The sequence below is a fragment of the Sphingomonas sabuli genome (assembly GCF_014352855.1).
GTDB lineage: Bacteria > Pseudomonadota > Alphaproteobacteria > Sphingomonadales > Sphingomonadaceae > Sphingomicrobium > Sphingomicrobium sabuli.
On the sequence record NZ_CP060697.1, the window covers coordinates 515,180 to 528,572 of the forward strand.

Annotated in this window: 16 protein-coding genes and 2 tRNA genes; 2 read left to right on the top strand and 16 right to left on the bottom strand. The window is 65.8% G+C overall.

From position 1 onward, the window contains the following. Window positions 1–43 precede the first annotated feature (43 nt). Complete coding sequence (locus H8M03_RS02590) at window positions 44–268, top strand: DUF3072 domain-containing protein (protein WP_187480210.1); 225 nt, start codon at window positions 44–46, stop codon at window positions 266–268. Here H8M03_RS02590 and H8M03_RS02595 read toward each other — a convergent pair. The 9 genes from H8M03_RS02595 to H8M03_RS02635 form a co-directional block, all read right to left on the bottom strand. Next, complete coding sequence (locus H8M03_RS02595) at window positions 265–873, bottom strand: tetratricopeptide repeat protein (RefSeq protein ID WP_281400263.1); 609 nt, start codon at window positions 871–873, stop codon at window positions 265–267. The genes H8M03_RS02590 and H8M03_RS02595 overlap by 4 nt on opposite strands. Next, window positions 873–1,283, bottom strand: coding sequence for a cytochrome c-type biogenesis protein (locus H8M03_RS02600; RefSeq protein WP_187480212.1), 411 nt, complete (start codon window positions 1,281–1,283; stop codon window positions 873–875). Before H8M03_RS02600 ends, H8M03_RS02595 begins: the two co-directional genes overlap by 1 nt. Next, window positions 1,280–1,813: a redoxin family protein gene (locus H8M03_RS02605; protein WP_187480213.1), complete on the bottom strand. Its 534-nt coding sequence runs from the start codon at window positions 1,811–1,813 to the stop codon at window positions 1,280–1,282. The genes H8M03_RS02600 and H8M03_RS02605 overlap by 4 nt, the downstream gene beginning before the upstream one ends. Next, window positions 1,810–3,717 (bottom strand): heme lyase CcmF/NrfE family subunit, encoded by a 1,908-nt coding sequence (locus H8M03_RS02610; RefSeq protein WP_187480214.1) that lies wholly within the window; start codon window positions 3,715–3,717, stop codon window positions 1,810–1,812. Before H8M03_RS02610 ends, H8M03_RS02605 begins: the two co-directional genes overlap by 4 nt. Further along, window positions 3,714–4,163, bottom strand: coding sequence for a cytochrome c maturation protein CcmE (gene ccmE, locus H8M03_RS02615; RefSeq protein ID WP_187480215.1), 450 nt, complete (start codon window positions 4,161–4,163; stop codon window positions 3,714–3,716). Before ccmE ends, H8M03_RS02610 begins: the two co-directional genes overlap by 4 nt. Then, window positions 4,160–4,291 carry a heme exporter protein CcmD gene (ccmD, locus tag H8M03_RS02620; protein WP_187480216.1) on the bottom strand — a complete coding sequence of 44 codons (132 nt, stop codon included), beginning with the start codon at window positions 4,289–4,291 and terminating at the stop codon, window positions 4,160–4,162. Before ccmD ends, ccmE begins: the two co-directional genes overlap by 4 nt. Continuing rightward, the gene (gene ccmC / locus H8M03_RS02625; RefSeq protein ID WP_187480217.1) at window positions 4,288–5,010 is read right to left on the bottom strand and encodes a heme ABC transporter permease CcmC; all 723 of its coding nucleotides are present in this window, start codon (window positions 5,008–5,010) and stop codon (window positions 4,288–4,290) included. Before ccmC ends, ccmD begins: the two co-directional genes overlap by 4 nt. A gap of 11 nt (window positions 5,011–5,021) precedes the next feature. Further along, on the bottom strand, window positions 5,022–6,071 hold the full coding sequence (locus H8M03_RS02630) for a Glu/Leu/Phe/Val family dehydrogenase (RefSeq protein WP_187480218.1): 1,050 nt from the start codon (window positions 6,069–6,071) through the stop codon (window positions 5,022–5,024). Window positions 6,072–6,103: 32 nt separating this feature from the next. Next, window positions 6,104–6,180, bottom strand: a tRNA-His gene (locus tag H8M03_RS02635). Window positions 6,181–6,275: 95 nt separating this feature from the next. Between H8M03_RS02635 and H8M03_RS02640 the strand changes: the two genes are divergently transcribed. Continuing rightward, the gene (locus H8M03_RS02640; protein WP_187480219.1) at window positions 6,276–6,716 is read left to right on the top strand and encodes an HIT family protein; all 441 of its coding nucleotides are present in this window, start codon (window positions 6,276–6,278) and stop codon (window positions 6,714–6,716) included. A gap of 93 nt (window positions 6,717–6,809) precedes the next feature. Here H8M03_RS02640 and H8M03_RS02645 read toward each other — a convergent pair. The 7 genes from H8M03_RS02645 to H8M03_RS02675 all read right to left on the bottom strand — a co-directional run bounded on the left by H8M03_RS02645 (window position 6,810) and on the right by H8M03_RS02675 (window position 13,377). Then, window positions 6,810–6,884, bottom strand: a tRNA-Val gene (locus H8M03_RS02645). Between the two features lie 51 nt (window positions 6,885–6,935). Beyond that, a complete protein-coding gene (locus H8M03_RS02650; protein ID WP_187480220.1) occupies window positions 6,936–7,208 on the bottom strand; it encodes an HU family DNA-binding protein in 273 nt (90 codons plus the stop codon). A gap of 93 nt (window positions 7,209–7,301) precedes the next feature. Beyond that, window positions 7,302–9,701 (bottom strand): endopeptidase La, encoded by a 2,400-nt coding sequence (gene lon, locus H8M03_RS02655; protein ID WP_187480221.1) that lies wholly within the window; start codon window positions 9,699–9,701, stop codon window positions 7,302–7,304. Window positions 9,702–9,758: 57 nt separating this feature from the next. Further along, window positions 9,759–10,280, bottom strand: coding sequence for a CPBP family glutamic-type intramembrane protease (locus H8M03_RS02660; protein ID WP_187480222.1), 522 nt, complete (start codon window positions 10,278–10,280; stop codon window positions 9,759–9,761). Then, complete coding sequence (clpX, locus tag H8M03_RS02665) at window positions 10,277–11,542, bottom strand: ATP-dependent Clp protease ATP-binding subunit ClpX (RefSeq protein ID WP_187480223.1); 1,266 nt, start codon at window positions 11,540–11,542, stop codon at window positions 10,277–10,279. The genes H8M03_RS02660 and clpX overlap by 4 nt, the downstream gene beginning before the upstream one ends. A gap of 185 nt (window positions 11,543–11,727) precedes the next feature. After that, window positions 11,728–12,381, bottom strand: a complete 654-nt coding sequence (gene clpP, locus H8M03_RS02670; RefSeq protein ID WP_187480224.1) for an ATP-dependent Clp endopeptidase proteolytic subunit ClpP — start codon at window positions 12,379–12,381, stop codon at window positions 11,728–11,730. A 60-nt stretch (window positions 12,382–12,441) separates the two neighbouring features. Beyond that, window positions 12,442–13,377, bottom strand: a complete 936-nt coding sequence (locus H8M03_RS02675) for a glycosyltransferase family 2 protein (protein ID WP_246449011.1) — start codon at window positions 13,375–13,377, stop codon at window positions 12,442–12,444. Window positions 13,378–13,393 lie beyond the last annotated feature (16 nt).

The following is a 13,393-nucleotide window of genomic DNA, read 5'->3' on the forward strand; positions in this document are numbered from 1 at the left end:
ATCGGACGTTCGCACTTCAACAAACTGTTGAAAAGGCACGACCATGTCCGAGCAGCTCACCGACAATCCCAAGCAGCACCCGACCGGCAACGCGCAGAAGGACCCGGAAGATTGGGTCACCGGCGATGAACCGATGACCGGCGCCCAGGCGTCCTATCTGCAGACGCTAAGCGAAGAAGCCGGCGAGACGTTCGACCCGGGCCTGACGAAAACGCAGGCATCCGAACGAATCGACGCGCTGCAGGACAAGACCGGGCGCGGCGACTAGGGCGTGGCGGTGCCGTCCAGCGCGGCCAGCGCGTCCTCGACCCGCGGCCGCCACGACGCATCCGCCGGCGCCCGCGCCAATGTCTCCTTCCACAAGGCGATCGCCGCCTCCCGCTCTCCCGAACGCGCCAGCGCCAGCCCGTAAAAGAACGTCGGCGCAGGATGGCCGGGCGCGATCTCTGCCGCATGGCGATAGGCGAACTGGCTGGCCGGTGTGATCATTCCGGCATGATCGACCAGTGCATTGCCCAGCCCTACCCACAATTGGGGATCGCCCGGATGCTCACGCACCGCAGCGGTCAGGGCCCCGACAGCGTCGGCGGTGCGACCCCGGCTGGCCAGCGCCTCGGATATGCGCAGCCAGGATTCGGCTCCCGTGAACTGGCCGAAGAAATCGTGCCGGATGTTGGTCAGCCGGACCGGCGGCGCAGCCTGCGCGGACGTCCGCGGCGACCCCGGCGTGCCGGGCGATCCCTGCAGCGCATAACCGGCGGCGCCGAGGAAGATCGCCGCCGCACCAAGTTGCAGCAAGGCTCCGCGAAGCTTGAGCAGCCAGAGCGCTCCGACAGCCAGCGCGGCGATCAGGACAAGTGCAATCCAGCCCATCACGTCCGCGACCTCCGCTTCAGCCGCGCCGCGACCAGCGCCAACCCGCCGCCAAGCAGCACCAGCGGCGCGATCCACAGCGGCCACGTCACCGGCTCGGCCGGCGGGCGATAGGTGATCCACGCGCCGTAGCGCTCGACCAGCCAGCCCCGGATCTGTGCAGGCCGTTCCCCGGCGGCGATCCGGCGCCGGACGAGGTCGCGCATGTCCCCCGCCATTTCCGCATCCGAGTCCGCGATCGACTGGCCTTGGCACACCAGGCAGCGCAACTCTTCCATCAGCGCAAGGGCCCTCGCTTCCTGGCCCGCATCGGGCAATTGGCGGTCGGCCCAATAGGCCGGCGGCATGTCGGAATCCGCCCAGGCCGGGCTGGCCAGCACAAGCAGCAAGGCGACGGCGACGGCCCTCATCGCGCGGCCTTCACGGCAGCGATCAGCCGCGGCACGTCGTCGGGCTGGATCGGGCCGATATGCTGCATCCGCACCACCCCGCGGCCGTCGACCAGGAAAGTTTCGGGCACACCCGACGATCCAAAGGCCAGTTGCAATCGCCGTTGCGGGTCGGCGGCGATGCGCTCGAACGGATCGCCGTTGGCGTCGAGGAAGGCGCGCACGTCTTCGGGCCGGTCACGCACCGCGATGCCCACGATCGGTACGCCCTGCCGCGCCAGTTCGTCGAGCAGCGGAGCCTCGCCAATGCAGGGCACGCACCAGCTGGCGAAGAAATTGAGCAGCTTGGGCCGGCCGTCAGCAAGATCGGTCGACGCAAGCGCCGGCTTGCCGGGCAAGCCGGCCGATGCCGCGAACGCAGGCACCGGGCGGTCGATCAGTTGCGACTGCACCGTGTCGTTAGGCGGATTGACCAGGCGCCAGACCAGGGCCGCGACCAGCAGCCCTACCATGGCGACGGGCAGCGCGCGAAGAATCGTCCGCCGCTTCATGCGCTCCTCCGCCGGCGCCAGCCGCGCCAGGCGCGACCGACCAGCGCAAGCGCGCCGCCGAGCGCGATCAGCGCACCGCCAAACCAGATCAGCGTCACCAGCGGCTTCCACCACAGCCGCAATTGCCAGCGCCCGTCATCGGCTGGCTTGCCGAGCACGGCGTACAGCTGGCCGGACATTACCGTCTCGATGGCCGCTTCCGTGGTCTCGGTCGGCGGACTCGAATAAAAGCGCGCCTGCGGCTTGAGCAGCGACACCCCGCTCCCGCGCGATGCCCGCAATTCCGCTTCCAAGGCCGTCCAGTTCGGACCGGCAACCGGCGTCACCGACCGGAATTCCAGCAGCCACGGGCCGACTTCGACCTGCTCGCCCGGGCGGGCGGCGATCAGCACTTCTTTTGTCAGCAACGCGCTTCCGGCCATGCCGACGATCGCCACTGCGACGCCGAAATGCGCCACGACCATGCCCCACGTCGACAGCGGCGTGCGCCGCAGCCGCCGCCCCAGCAACGGCAACAGGCTGGCGATCCCCAGCATTGCCGCCACACCCAGCGCCAGCTTGGCCAGCACGCCCGGCCCGGGGATCGCGAACAAGGCGATCGCGGCACCGGTCACCCCGACGAGCGCGGGGATGACGAGCCGCCGCAGGCGCCCGGCATTATCGCGCCGCCAGTTGAGCAGCGGGCCGACCGCGATCAGCAAGGCGAGAATCAGCGCGATCGGTCCGGCGACAGCGTTAAAATAAGGGGCGCCGACGGACAGCTTGCTACCGGTGACCGCCTCCACGAACAGCGGGTAAAGCGTGCCGACGAAGACGATGCCGAGGATCACGCTGACCAGCAAGTTGTTGCCGACCAGTGCCGCTTCCCGGCTGGCGAGTTCGAAGCGCGGGCCTTCGTCGAGCTTTCCGGAGCGCAGCGCGAACAGGGCAAAGGCCGCGCCGACATAGACGGCGAGCAAGGCCAGCAGGAACGTCCCGCGCTGCGGATCGACGGCAAAGGAATGCACCGATGTCAGCACGCCGGAGCGGACCAGGAAAGTGCCCACCATCGACATGGAAAAGGCGATCATGGCCAGCATTACCGTCCACGCGCGCAGGGAATCGCGGGCGGCGAGGACGTTGACAGAATGCAGCAGCGCGGTCGCCGCCAGCCACGGCATCAGCGACGCATTCTCGACCGGGTCCCAGAACCACCAGCCACCCCAGCCAAGCTCGTAATAAGCCCAGTAGCTGCCCGCCGTAATACCCAGCGTCAGCAGGATCCACGCCGCCAGCACCCACGGCCGCATGGCCTTGGCCAGCACGGCGTCGACACGGCCCGTCAGCAAGGCGCCGACCGCCAGGCTGAAGGCGACCGACAGGCCGACATAGCCGAGGTACAAGGTGGGTGGGTGGAAGACGAGGCCCGGGTCCTGTAGCAAGGGGTTAAGGCCCCGGCCCTCGAGCGCCGGCGGATCGAGCCGCGCGAAGGGGTTGGACGCGAACAGCAGGAAAGCGAAGAAGCCGAGCGCGAGCGCCCCCTGCGCGCCCAGCGAGGCGGCAAAGGTCCGGTCGTCGAGCTGGCGTGAGAATGCGGACAGCGAGGCGCCGGCTAGCCCCAGCACCGTCACCCACAGCAGCATCGAGCCCTCGTGGTTACCCCACGATCCCGCCAGCTTGTACAGCCACGGCTTGGCGCTGTGACTGTTCTGCGCCACCAGCAGCAGCGACAGGTCGGTGCGCAGGAAGGCGATCATCAGCATCGCCATGGCAAACAGGCACAGCGCGCCGCCGGTGATCGCCACCGCGCGTATCGGGCCCGTCCCCTCCGACCGCGCCGCTGCCGGCCCGAAGGCGAGGATCACCTGGAGCACGGCAAGTGCCGCCGCCAGCCACAGCGCCGCCAGGCCAGCCTCGGCGATCATTGCTCGACCGTCGTCGCGGCCTTGTGCTCGGCCGCCTGATTGCCAAGCTCCGGCGGCATGTAGCGCTCGTCGTGCTTGGCCAGGATCTCATCGGCGACAAATGTCCCGTCGGCGCGCATCTGTCCCTCGGCGACGGCACCGCTGCCTTCGCGAAACAGGTCGGGCAGGATGCCGCGGAAGCTGACTGGTACCGAACCGTCGGCGTCGTGCAGTCGAAACTGCGTGGTCACGCCGTCGGGCAGCTTCTTGACCGATCCCTGCTCGACCATCCCGCCAAGCCGGATCGGCGTGCCGGCTTCCGCCCTGCCCGCGGCTATCTCGGCCGGCGTGTAGAAATAAGCGGCGCGGTTCTGCAGGCCGACCATCGCCAGCAGCACGGCGGCGGTGACCGCGACGATCGCGGCCACGACGAGCGCCAGGCGCTGGTGCTTGGGCTTGGCGATCATGCGCGCTCGCGAAGCGCGGCGGCCTTCGCTTCGGCGGCGCGCATCGCTCGCCAGGACGCGATCAGCAGCACGGCGGTTCCGACCAGCGCGACGGCATAGGCCGCAATCACGAACGACCAGTGGTTCATTGCCCGAAACCCCGACGCAAGCGCGCCTCGACCCGGGCTCGGGCAATCTGCGCGCGCATCAGCATCAGCACCGACGCCGCGAACAGGCAGGCGAACCCGAGCGCTGCAAGCGGCAGCGGCCACAAGATCGAACCGTCGATGCTCGATCCGGACACGCCGATGCTCTGGCCCTGGTGCAAAGTGCGCCACCACAGCACCGAAAAGTGGATGATTGGCAGGTTGATCGCGCCGACCAGCCCAAAGATCGCGGTCACTCGCCCTTCCCCGCCGGCGCCGCGCTCCGCTTCCGCCGAAGCCAAGGCGATATAGCCGAGGTAGAGAAAGAACAGCACCAGCATGGACGTCAAGCGCCCGTCCCATTCCCACCACGTGCCCCATGTCGGCCGGCCCCAGATCGAACCGGTCAGCAGGCAGATGGCGGTGAAGGTTGCCCCGGCTGGCGCGATTGCGCGACCGGCAACGGCGGCCAGCGGATGGCGCCAGACCAATTGGCTGATCGCGGCGCCCGCGATGCCCGCCCAGCCTGCCATGCCCAGCCACGCGGCGGGGACATGGACGTACATGATGCGGACCGTCTCGCCCTGCAGATAATCGGGCGGCGTCAGCGTCAATCCGCCGATCACCCCCGCAAGCGCCAGCAACAGGCCGATCGCCAACAACCAGCCGGTGGCGGGACGGGCAATGCGCAGGAAACGCGCCGGATTGGCGAGCGCGTGCATGACGAGTGGCGCTAACCCCTGCCGATCAGGCGCTGGGCCATGGCATCGGCAACCGCTGCCGGGTCGCGGGCGCTGGCGGCGCTTTCCGTCCAGATCTGCTCGAGCCGGGTCGGGATGCCTTCGATACGCTCGCGCACCAAGCTGGCGTCACCGTCGGCAAGATATTCGGTGCATACGTTGATGATGCCGCCGGCGTTGATGACGTAATCGGGCGCGTACAGGATGCCCCGCTTGGCAAGCCGCTGGCCGTCCTCCGGCGTTGCCAGCTGATTGTTGGCGCCGCCGGCGACGATCGGCGTCTTCAACCGGGCGATGGACTCTTCGGTCAGGATCGCGCCGAGTGCATTGGGGCTGACGACGTCCGCGTCGAGGAACAGCACGTCGTCGGTCGCGACCACTTCGCCGTCGACCTTGTCGGCCAGCGCCTTGGCCTTGGCCGCATCGATATCCGCGATCGACAGCCGCGCACCTTCGGCCGCTGCGTGCATGGCAACGCCCCCGGCAACGCTGCCGGCGCCTTGCATGGCAATGTGCAGGCCGTCGACGCTGTCCTTGCCGAGCGCGCGCTTTACCGCCGCCTTCAAGCCCAGGAACACGCCCAGCGAGGTGTGCGGACCGGGATCGCCGCCGACGTCGCTGCCTTCGGTCGGAAGCCCGGCGACGTATTGCGTCTGGCGGCGGACGTCGACCATGTCGGTAACGCTCATGCCGACGTCTTCGGCGGTGACATAACGGCCTCCCAGGCCCTCGACCGCCTTGCCGAACGCGGCAAGCAACTCAGGGCCCTTCTGGCGGTCGGCGGGCGCCAGGATGACGGACTTGCCGCCGCCAAGGGCGAGGCCGGCCATGGCGTTCTTGTAGCTCATCCCGCGCGACAGGCGCAGGGCGTCGGTCAGGGCGTCGGACGGATTGTCATAGTGCCAGAAACGCGCACCGCCCGCGGCCGGGCCGAGATGGGTCGAATGGATGGCGATAATCGCACACAGGCCGGACTCCGGCTCACTGACGAAATGGACCACTTCATGCGCGTCGAAATCGGGGTAACCCCAAGGCGTATTCATTTGTCCGGAACGGTCCCGCTTGAGAAAAATGATGGGGCGACCGAGGGGACTTGAACCCCCGACCCCTGGTACCACAAACCAGTGCTCTAACCAGCTGAGCTACGATCGCCACGACGCGCCGACTAAGGTCCCGTGCGAGGTTCCCCAAAGCGCGCGCGCTCCTTAGGGTCGGCGACCGCTGAACGCAACCCGAACGGAGTGCTCATGGCCAACGCGACAATGGAGAAATTCGGCTATCCCGACACGCTGATCGCGGAGTTGGAGCATTGGGCCGTGCTGCTTCGACCGGCGCAGGTGACACTGGGCTCCCTCATCCTCGCCGCAAAGTCGGATGTCATAGCTTATGGGGATCTGCCGGCCGAAGCCTTCGCGGAACAGGGCGAGGCGGTGCGCAGGATCGAAGCTGCACTGCGCTCTTTCTGCCAGTACGAGCGTATCAATTACCTGATGCTAATGATGGTCGATCCCAACGTCCATTTCCATGTCATCCCGCGCTACGAAGCGGCACGGCAGTGGAAGACTTTGACATTCGCCGACACGGGCTGGCCCGGCCCACCGTCGCTCAAGGACGCGATCGCCCTCGACGGTGAACAGATCGCCATGCTGCGGGACGAAATCCGCAACCTGTACTGCGGCAGGGCGTGAACGAGCGCACCGGCCGCGAAATCCCGTTTCGCGATTGAGACGAATTGCGGCGGATCGGAAGCTTCCAGCCGGCCTATCTGGACTAGGCGGGGCTGGTGGGCGCGGCAGGGATTGAACCTGCGACCCCACCCGTGTGAAGGGTGTGCTCTACCACTGAGCTACGCGCCCGCTGCCCTGCGGGAGCGGCGGAAATAGGGACAGGTCGCGCGGCTGTCCAGATTACTGGACGGCGTCTTTCAAAACCTTGCCCGCCCGGAACTTGGGCTGCGATGTCGGCTTGATCTGCATCGGCTCGCCGGTGCGGGGATTTCGCCCGGTCGACGCCTTGCGCCGGGTGACCGAGAAATTGCCGAACCCGACCAGCCGGACCTCGTCGCCGCGCTTCAATGCGGAGGTGATTACCTCCAGCATCGTTTCGACCGCCCGCGCCGCGTCATTGCGGCTCAGACCGGCGCGATCCGCGACATGGCCGATCAGTTCCTGCTTATTCATCGTTGCTCCCCGATGGGACCGCCCGGGACTCGCGCGGCTTCGCTCAAGATTAAAGGCACAGACTCGTTGCCGAAGTCAAAACCCCTGCGCCGATTAGTGACGCAGGCGCGCCTCGCCGGGATTTTCGCCCGGCGGAAGCGGCGGTTCGGCGGCATGTTCGTCCGCGTCGGTCCATTCGATCGGAACCATCGGTGCGGTCATCGCATGGGTCAGGACCTCGTCGACGTGACTGACCGGAATGATCTTCAGGCTTTCCTTTACCGCGGCCGGAATTTCCTCCAGGTCCTTTTCATTCTCCGCCGGGATCAGCACCGTGGTGATGCCCCCTCGAAGCGCCGCAAGCAGTTTCTCCTTCAGGCCGCCGATCGGCAGCACGCGCCCGCGAAGCGTAACCTCACCGGTCATCGCCACGTCGCGGCGCACCGGAATGCCGGTCAGCGTCGAGATCATCGCCGTGACCATGCCGATGCCCGCCGACGGCCCGTCCTTGGGCACCGCGCCTTCGGGCAAGTGGACGTGGATGTTCTTGCGGCCGAACAGGCTCGGCTTGACCCCGAACGAGGGCGAGCGCGCCTTGACGAAGCTCATCGCCGCCTGAACGGATTCCTTCATCACGTCGCCCAGCTTGCCGGTCGTCTTGATCTCGCCCTTCCCGGGCACGGTGACCGCTTCGATGGTCAGCAATTCGCCGCCGACCTCGGTCCAGGCCAGGCCGGTGACCGCGCCGATCTGGTCCTCTTCCTCGCCGACGCCATAGCGGTAGCGGCGGACGCCAAGGAATTCGGCAATGTTGTCCGCGGTCAGCTCGACCGTCGTGGTCTTGCCCTCGAGAATGCGGCGCAGGGACTTGCGCGCCACCTTGGCGAGTTCGCGTTCCAGCGTACGGACGCCGGCTTCGCGGGTGTAATTTTGAATCATCGCCCGCAGGCCGTCGTCGCGGAACTTCAGCTCCTCCGCGGTGACGCCATGCGCTTCCATCTGCTTGGGGATGAGGTGGCGCTTGGCGATCTCCACCTTTTCGTCCTCGGTGTAACCCTCCAGCCGGATGATCTCCATGCGGTCGAGCAACGGCTGCGGCATGTCGAGCGAATTGGCGGTGGTGACGAACATCACGTCGCTAAGGTCGTAATCCAGCTCCAGATAATGATCCTGGAAACGGGTGTTCTGTTCGGGGTCGAGCACTTCCAGCAAAGCCGAGCTGGGATCGCCGCGGAAATCCTGGCCAAGCTTGTCGATCTCGTCGAGCAGGAACAGCGGGTTGGTAGTTCCGGCCTTGCGGATGTTGGAAATGATCTTGCCCGGTAGCGAACCGATGTAGGTGCGGCGGTGGCCGCGGATTTCGGCTTCGTCGCGCACGCCGCCGAGCGACTGGCGAACGAATTCGCGACCCGTCGCGCGGGCGATCGACCGGCCCAGCGACGTCTTGCCGACGCCGGGCGGACCGACGAGGCACAGGATCGGGCCCTTCAGCTTGTTGGTGCGGGCCTGGACCGCGAGATATTCGACGATCCGGTCCTTGACCTTTTCCAGCCCGTAATGATCCTCGTCGAGCACCGCCTGCGCTTCGGCGATATCTTTCTTCACCTTGGATTTTTTGCCCCACGGCAGGCCCAACAGCACGTCGAGGTAATTGCGCGCGACGGTCGCTTCGGCCGACATCGGGGCCATTGCCTTGAGCTTTTTCAGCTCGGCGGTGGCGCGGGTGCGAGCTTCCTTCGACAGCTTGGTCTTGCGGATCTTGGCAGCCAGCTCCTGCAGCTCGTCGCCGCCTTCTTCGCCTTCATTGCCAAGTTCGCGCTGGATCGCCTTCAACTGCTCGTTGAGGTAATATTCGCGCTGAGTTTTCTCCATCTGGCGCTTCACGCGGCTGCGGATCTTCTTCTCGACCTGCAGCACGCCAAGCTCGCCTTCCATGAAGGCGAACACCATTTCCAGCCGGCGCGCCGGATTAAGCTCGCCAAGGATCGCCTGCTTGTCGGCAACCTTGACCGACAGGTTCGCAGCAACCGCGTCAGCCAGCACCGACGGGCTTTCCAGCTCGGCCAGCTGAATGCCGGTTTCCGGCGGCAGCCGCTTGTTGAGCTTCGCGTAATTTTCGAACTGCTCGACGACGGAGCGCATTAGTGCCTGGGCTTCGGGCCCGGTGGCCTCCTCCTCATCGACTTCCTCGACCGTCGCCGAGACGAAGCCATCGCTTTCCTCCAGCCCGACCAAACGAGCGCGCCTGGCACCCTCGACCAGCACACGCACAGTGCCGTCGGGCAGCTTGAGCAACTGCATCGCGGTGGCGATGACTCCAAGGTCGTAGAGGTCGTCGCGGCTTGGATCGTCCTCCGCCGGATCGAGCTGCGCGACGAGAAATAGCTGCTTGTCCTCGGCCATCGCGGCCTCGAGCGCCGCGACCGATTTTTCGCGGCCGACAAACAGGGGAACGATACGCTCCGGGAATACGACGATGTCGCGAAGCGGCAGAAGCGGGAGAGTGCGAGTCATGCAGACTATATGGGCGGCACCGCCTGCAGGGACAAGCAGCGGTGCGACAGTCCGGCGCTAGATGTTCACGCCCTGGACGATGAGCAGCGCGGGGATGAGATTTTGCAGCGCGTGGGTCGCGGCGGGCACGGCAAAGGCAAGCCAGTAGGACCGCGTCCGCCACGTCACAAACAGGGTCGAGAAAATCACGAACGGCCACCAGATGACCAGTCCCCAGATCGGCGTCATCAGCGAATGGGCGATGCCCCAGCCTGCGGCGCTGACGATGACCGCGGCGGCCGGTGGGAGGAACAGCAGCAGTACCAGTAGCACCCCGCCCATGATCAGCGTTTCGGCTACCGGCGCGAACACTACCAACCCAAACAGCGTGACGAAGCCGTCGACCTTGAACGACGGCGGCGACGCTTCGGGAAACAGGCTGGCGGCAACGACCGAGAGCGCGATGCTGATGGGAAAGGCCAGCAACCAGCCGACAAGGATCGCGCGTACCGGATGCTCCGGCACGCGGATTGCTTTGGGCAGGTACTTCAGGGGCGTGCCGGCACCGATCGGTACCGGCGCGGCGGCGTCAGGCGTCACGCAGCGTCGCCGGTCTTACCCTTTTTGGCATAGACTCGAACCGGGTCCTTGCGGGCGTCGACCACTTCACGGTCGATATGCACCTCGTCGACGCCGTCCATCGACGGCAGGTCGAACATCGTGTCGAGCAGGATGCCCTCCAGGATGGAACGCAGGCCGCGGGCGCCAGTCTTGCGATCGATCGCCTTGCGCGCCACCGCGCTCAGGGCGTCGTCGCTGAAGGCCAGCTCCACCGACTCCATGTCGAACAGCTTCTGATACTGCTTCACGAGCGCGTTCTTCGGCTCGATCAGGATCTTGATCAGCGCCGCTTCGTCGAGGTCGTCCAGCGTCGCGATAACCGGCAGACGGCCGATGAATTCCGGGATAAGGCCAAAGCGGAGCAGGTCTTCCGGCTCGCAATGCTTGAGAATCTCGCCGGTCTTGCGCTCGTCGGGCGCCGCGACATGCGCGCCGAAGCCCATCGACTTGCCTTCCATGCGGTCGGAAATGATCTTTTCCAGGCCCGCGAAGGCGCCGCCGCAAATGAACAGGATGTTGGTGGTGTCGACCTGGAGAAATTCCTGCTGCGGATGCTTGCGGCCGCCCTGCGGCGGAACGCTGGCCGTGGTCCCTTCCATCAGCTTGAGCAACGCCTGCTGGACGCCTTCCCCGGACACGTCGCGAGTGATCGACGGATTGTCCGACTTGCGGCTGATCTTGTCGATCTCGTCGATGTAGACGATGCCGCGCTGCGCCTTTTCGACGTTGTAGTCGGACGCCTGCAGCAGCTTCAGAATGATGTTCTCGACATCCTCGCCGACATAGCCCGCTTCGGTCAGCGTGGTGGCGTCCGCCATTGTGAAGGGAACGTCGAGAATGCGCGCAAGCGTCTGGGCGAGAAGCGTTTTCCCACAGCCCGTCGGGCCGATGAGAAGGATGTTCGACTTGGCCAGCTCGACCTCGGTGCCGGTCTTGGCGCCATGATTGAGCCGCTTGTAATGATTATGCACGGCGACCGACAGGACGCGCTTGGCGCGATCCTGGCCGATGACGTAATCGTCCAGCACCTTGCAGATTTCGGCCGGCGTCGGAACGCCATCGCGGGTCTTCACCAGCGCGGACTTGGATTCCTCGCGGATGATGTCGTTGCACAGTTCGACGCATTCATCGCAAATGAACACGGTCGGCCCGGCAATGAGCTTGCGCACCTCATGCTGCGACTTGCCGCAGAAGGAGCAGTAGAGCGTGCTCTTGCCATCGCTGCCCGATAGTTTGGTCATCTCGTCCCTTACTTTGGCCGCGTGCGGACGTTCCGCACCGGCCACGCTAACCGGATTTATACAACGCGCAAGCTTGGGCTTGGGTTAACGCCCCAGCGCGCTGTGCCATTTCGGTAAAGAATATGGCTGTGGACCGCGGTGCAAACAAGCGCCGGGCGAAAGAAATCGACCGCCCGGATAGTCGCTTAGCTAGGCGTAACTTCGCCCGCGCCGGTGCCGGCATCCGCGCCGGATTCCGGCCGCCGTTCGAACACTTCGTCGATGATGCCGAATTCCTTGGCTTCGTCGGCTTCCATGAACTTGTCGCGGTCCATGGCCTTTTCGATCTCCTCGATCGATTGGCCGGTGTACTTGGCGTACAGCGCGTTCAACCGGCTGCGCATGCGCAGGATCTCGCGGGCCTGGATCTCGATGTCCGCGGCCATGCCTTGGGCGCCGCCCGACGGCTGGTGGACCATGATGCGGCTGTTCGACAAGGCGACGCGCATGCCCGGTTCGCCCGCCGCGAGCAGAAAGCTGCCCATCGACGCGGCCTGGCCGATGCAGACCGTGCCGATCTTCGGCCGGATGTACTGCATCGTATCGTGGATCGCGAGACCGGCGGTGACCACGCCGCCCGGCGAGTTGATGTACATGAAGATGTCCTTCTTCGGGTTCTCGGACTCGAGGAAGAGCAGCTGGGCGGTAACGAGGCTCGCCATATGGTCCTCGATCCCGCCGGTGATGAAGACGATCCGTTCCCTTAGCAACCGCGAATAAATGTCGAAGCTGCGCTCGCCGCGGTTCGATTGCTCGATGACGATGGGGACGAGCTGGGAAACGATGTCCTGATGATCCATGATCTATGAAAGTCCTGATATGTTGGTCTGGACGCTACATCGGGCCGATGTGCGAAAGGTTCAAGCCACCCGCCCGGGCGCGTCGAAGGACAGATAGGCAAGCCGCCGGACTTCCCGGCGGCCGCGCGTGACGGTGTCGAGAATAAGTCCGGCGAAGAAGCAAAGCACGGCGACGATGGTCATGCCGGTGACAAGGATCGCGGTCGGAACACGCGGCACCAGGCCGGTGTCGATGTAGGTCGTGATCAGCGGGATCGAGAGGATCAGCGCCGCGATCAGCAGCAGCGCCGCAATACTGCCGAAGAACAGGGCCGGCCGCTCGACCCGATAGAGTGTGCCGATGGTCTTGAGGATCCGCCACCCGTCGCCATAGGTCGACAGCTTCGACTCCGAACCCTCGGGCCGCGCCAGATAGCGGGTTTCGACCTCGCCCACCGGCATGCGCAGTTCCAGCGCGTGGACGCTCATCTCGGTCTCGATCTCGAAGCCCGAAGACAGCACCGGAAAGCTCTTCACGAAGCGGCGCGAGAAGATCCGGTAGCCCGAAAAGATGTCGTTGAAGGTGCGGCCGAACAACCGCGCCAGCAGCCCGGTGAACAGCTTGTTCCCCAACACGTGGCCGCCGCGATACGCGTCCTTCGCCTCGTGCCGACGGGTGCCGACGACCATGTCGTATTGGCCGTCAAGCAGCAGGGCGACCATCTCCGGCGCCGATTGCGGATCGTAGGTCAGGTCGCCGTCGGCCATCAGGTACACGTCCGCGTCTATGTCGGCGAACATGCGCCGGACGACATGGCCCTTGCCCTGCTGCCGTTCGGTACGGACGACCGCGCCCGCGGCTTCGGCCAGCGCGCAGGTGCGGTCGGAGCTGTTGTTGTCGTAGACGTAAACGGTCGCGCCGGGCAGCGCCGAGCGGAAGCCGGCGACCGTCTCGGCGATCGTCGCTTCCTCGTTATAGCAGGGCAGCAGGACGGCAATCCGCTCTTGCGATGGCACGGCCCCTGCTCCCCCT

Bases quoted from the DNA above. Each gene is read 5' to 3' on its own strand.
- H8M03_RS02590 (WP_187480210.1), top strand. From the start codon at position 44: ATGTCCGAGCAGCTCACCGACAATCCCAAGCAGCACCCGACCGGCAAC.
- H8M03_RS02595 (WP_281400263.1), bottom strand. From the start codon at position 873: ATGGGCTGGATTGCACTTGTCCTGATCGCCGCGCTGGCTGTCGGAGCG.
- H8M03_RS02600 (WP_187480212.1), bottom strand. From the start codon at position 1,283: ATGAGGGCCGTCGCCGTCGCCTTGCTGCTTGTGCTGGCCAGCCCGGCC.
- H8M03_RS02605 (WP_187480213.1), bottom strand. From the start codon at position 1,813: ATGAAGCGGCGGACGATTCTTCGCGCGCTGCCCGTCGCCATGGTAGGG.
- H8M03_RS02610 (WP_187480214.1), bottom strand. From the start codon at position 3,717: ATGATCGCCGAGGCTGGCCTGGCGGCGCTGTGGCTGGCGGCGGCACTT.
- ccmE (WP_187480215.1), bottom strand. From the start codon at position 4,163: ATGATCGCCAAGCCCAAGCACCAGCGCCTGGCGCTCGTCGTGGCCGCG.
- ccmD (WP_187480216.1), bottom strand. From the start codon at position 4,291: ATGAACCACTGGTCGTTCGTGATTGCGGCCTATGCCGTCGCGCTGGTC.
- ccmC (WP_187480217.1), bottom strand. From the start codon at position 5,010: ATGCACGCGCTCGCCAATCCGGCGCGTTTCCTGCGCATTGCCCGTCCC.
- H8M03_RS02630 (WP_187480218.1), bottom strand. From the start codon at position 6,071: ATGAATACGCCTTGGGGTTACCCCGATTTCGACGCGCATGAAGTGGTC.
- H8M03_RS02640 (WP_187480219.1), top strand. From the start codon at position 6,276: ATGGCCAACGCGACAATGGAGAAATTCGGCTATCCCGACACGCTGATC.
- H8M03_RS02650 (WP_187480220.1), bottom strand. From the start codon at position 7,208: ATGAATAAGCAGGAACTGATCGGCCATGTCGCGGATCGCGCCGGTCTG.
- lon (WP_187480221.1), bottom strand. From the start codon at position 9,701: ATGACTCGCACTCTCCCGCTTCTGCCGCTTCGCGACATCGTCGTATTC.
- clpX (WP_187480223.1), bottom strand. From the start codon at position 11,542: ATGACCAAACTATCGGGCAGCGATGGCAAGAGCACGCTCTACTGCTCC.
- clpP (WP_187480224.1), bottom strand. From the start codon at position 12,381: ATGGATCATCAGGACATCGTTTCCCAGCTCGTCCCCATCGTCATCGAG.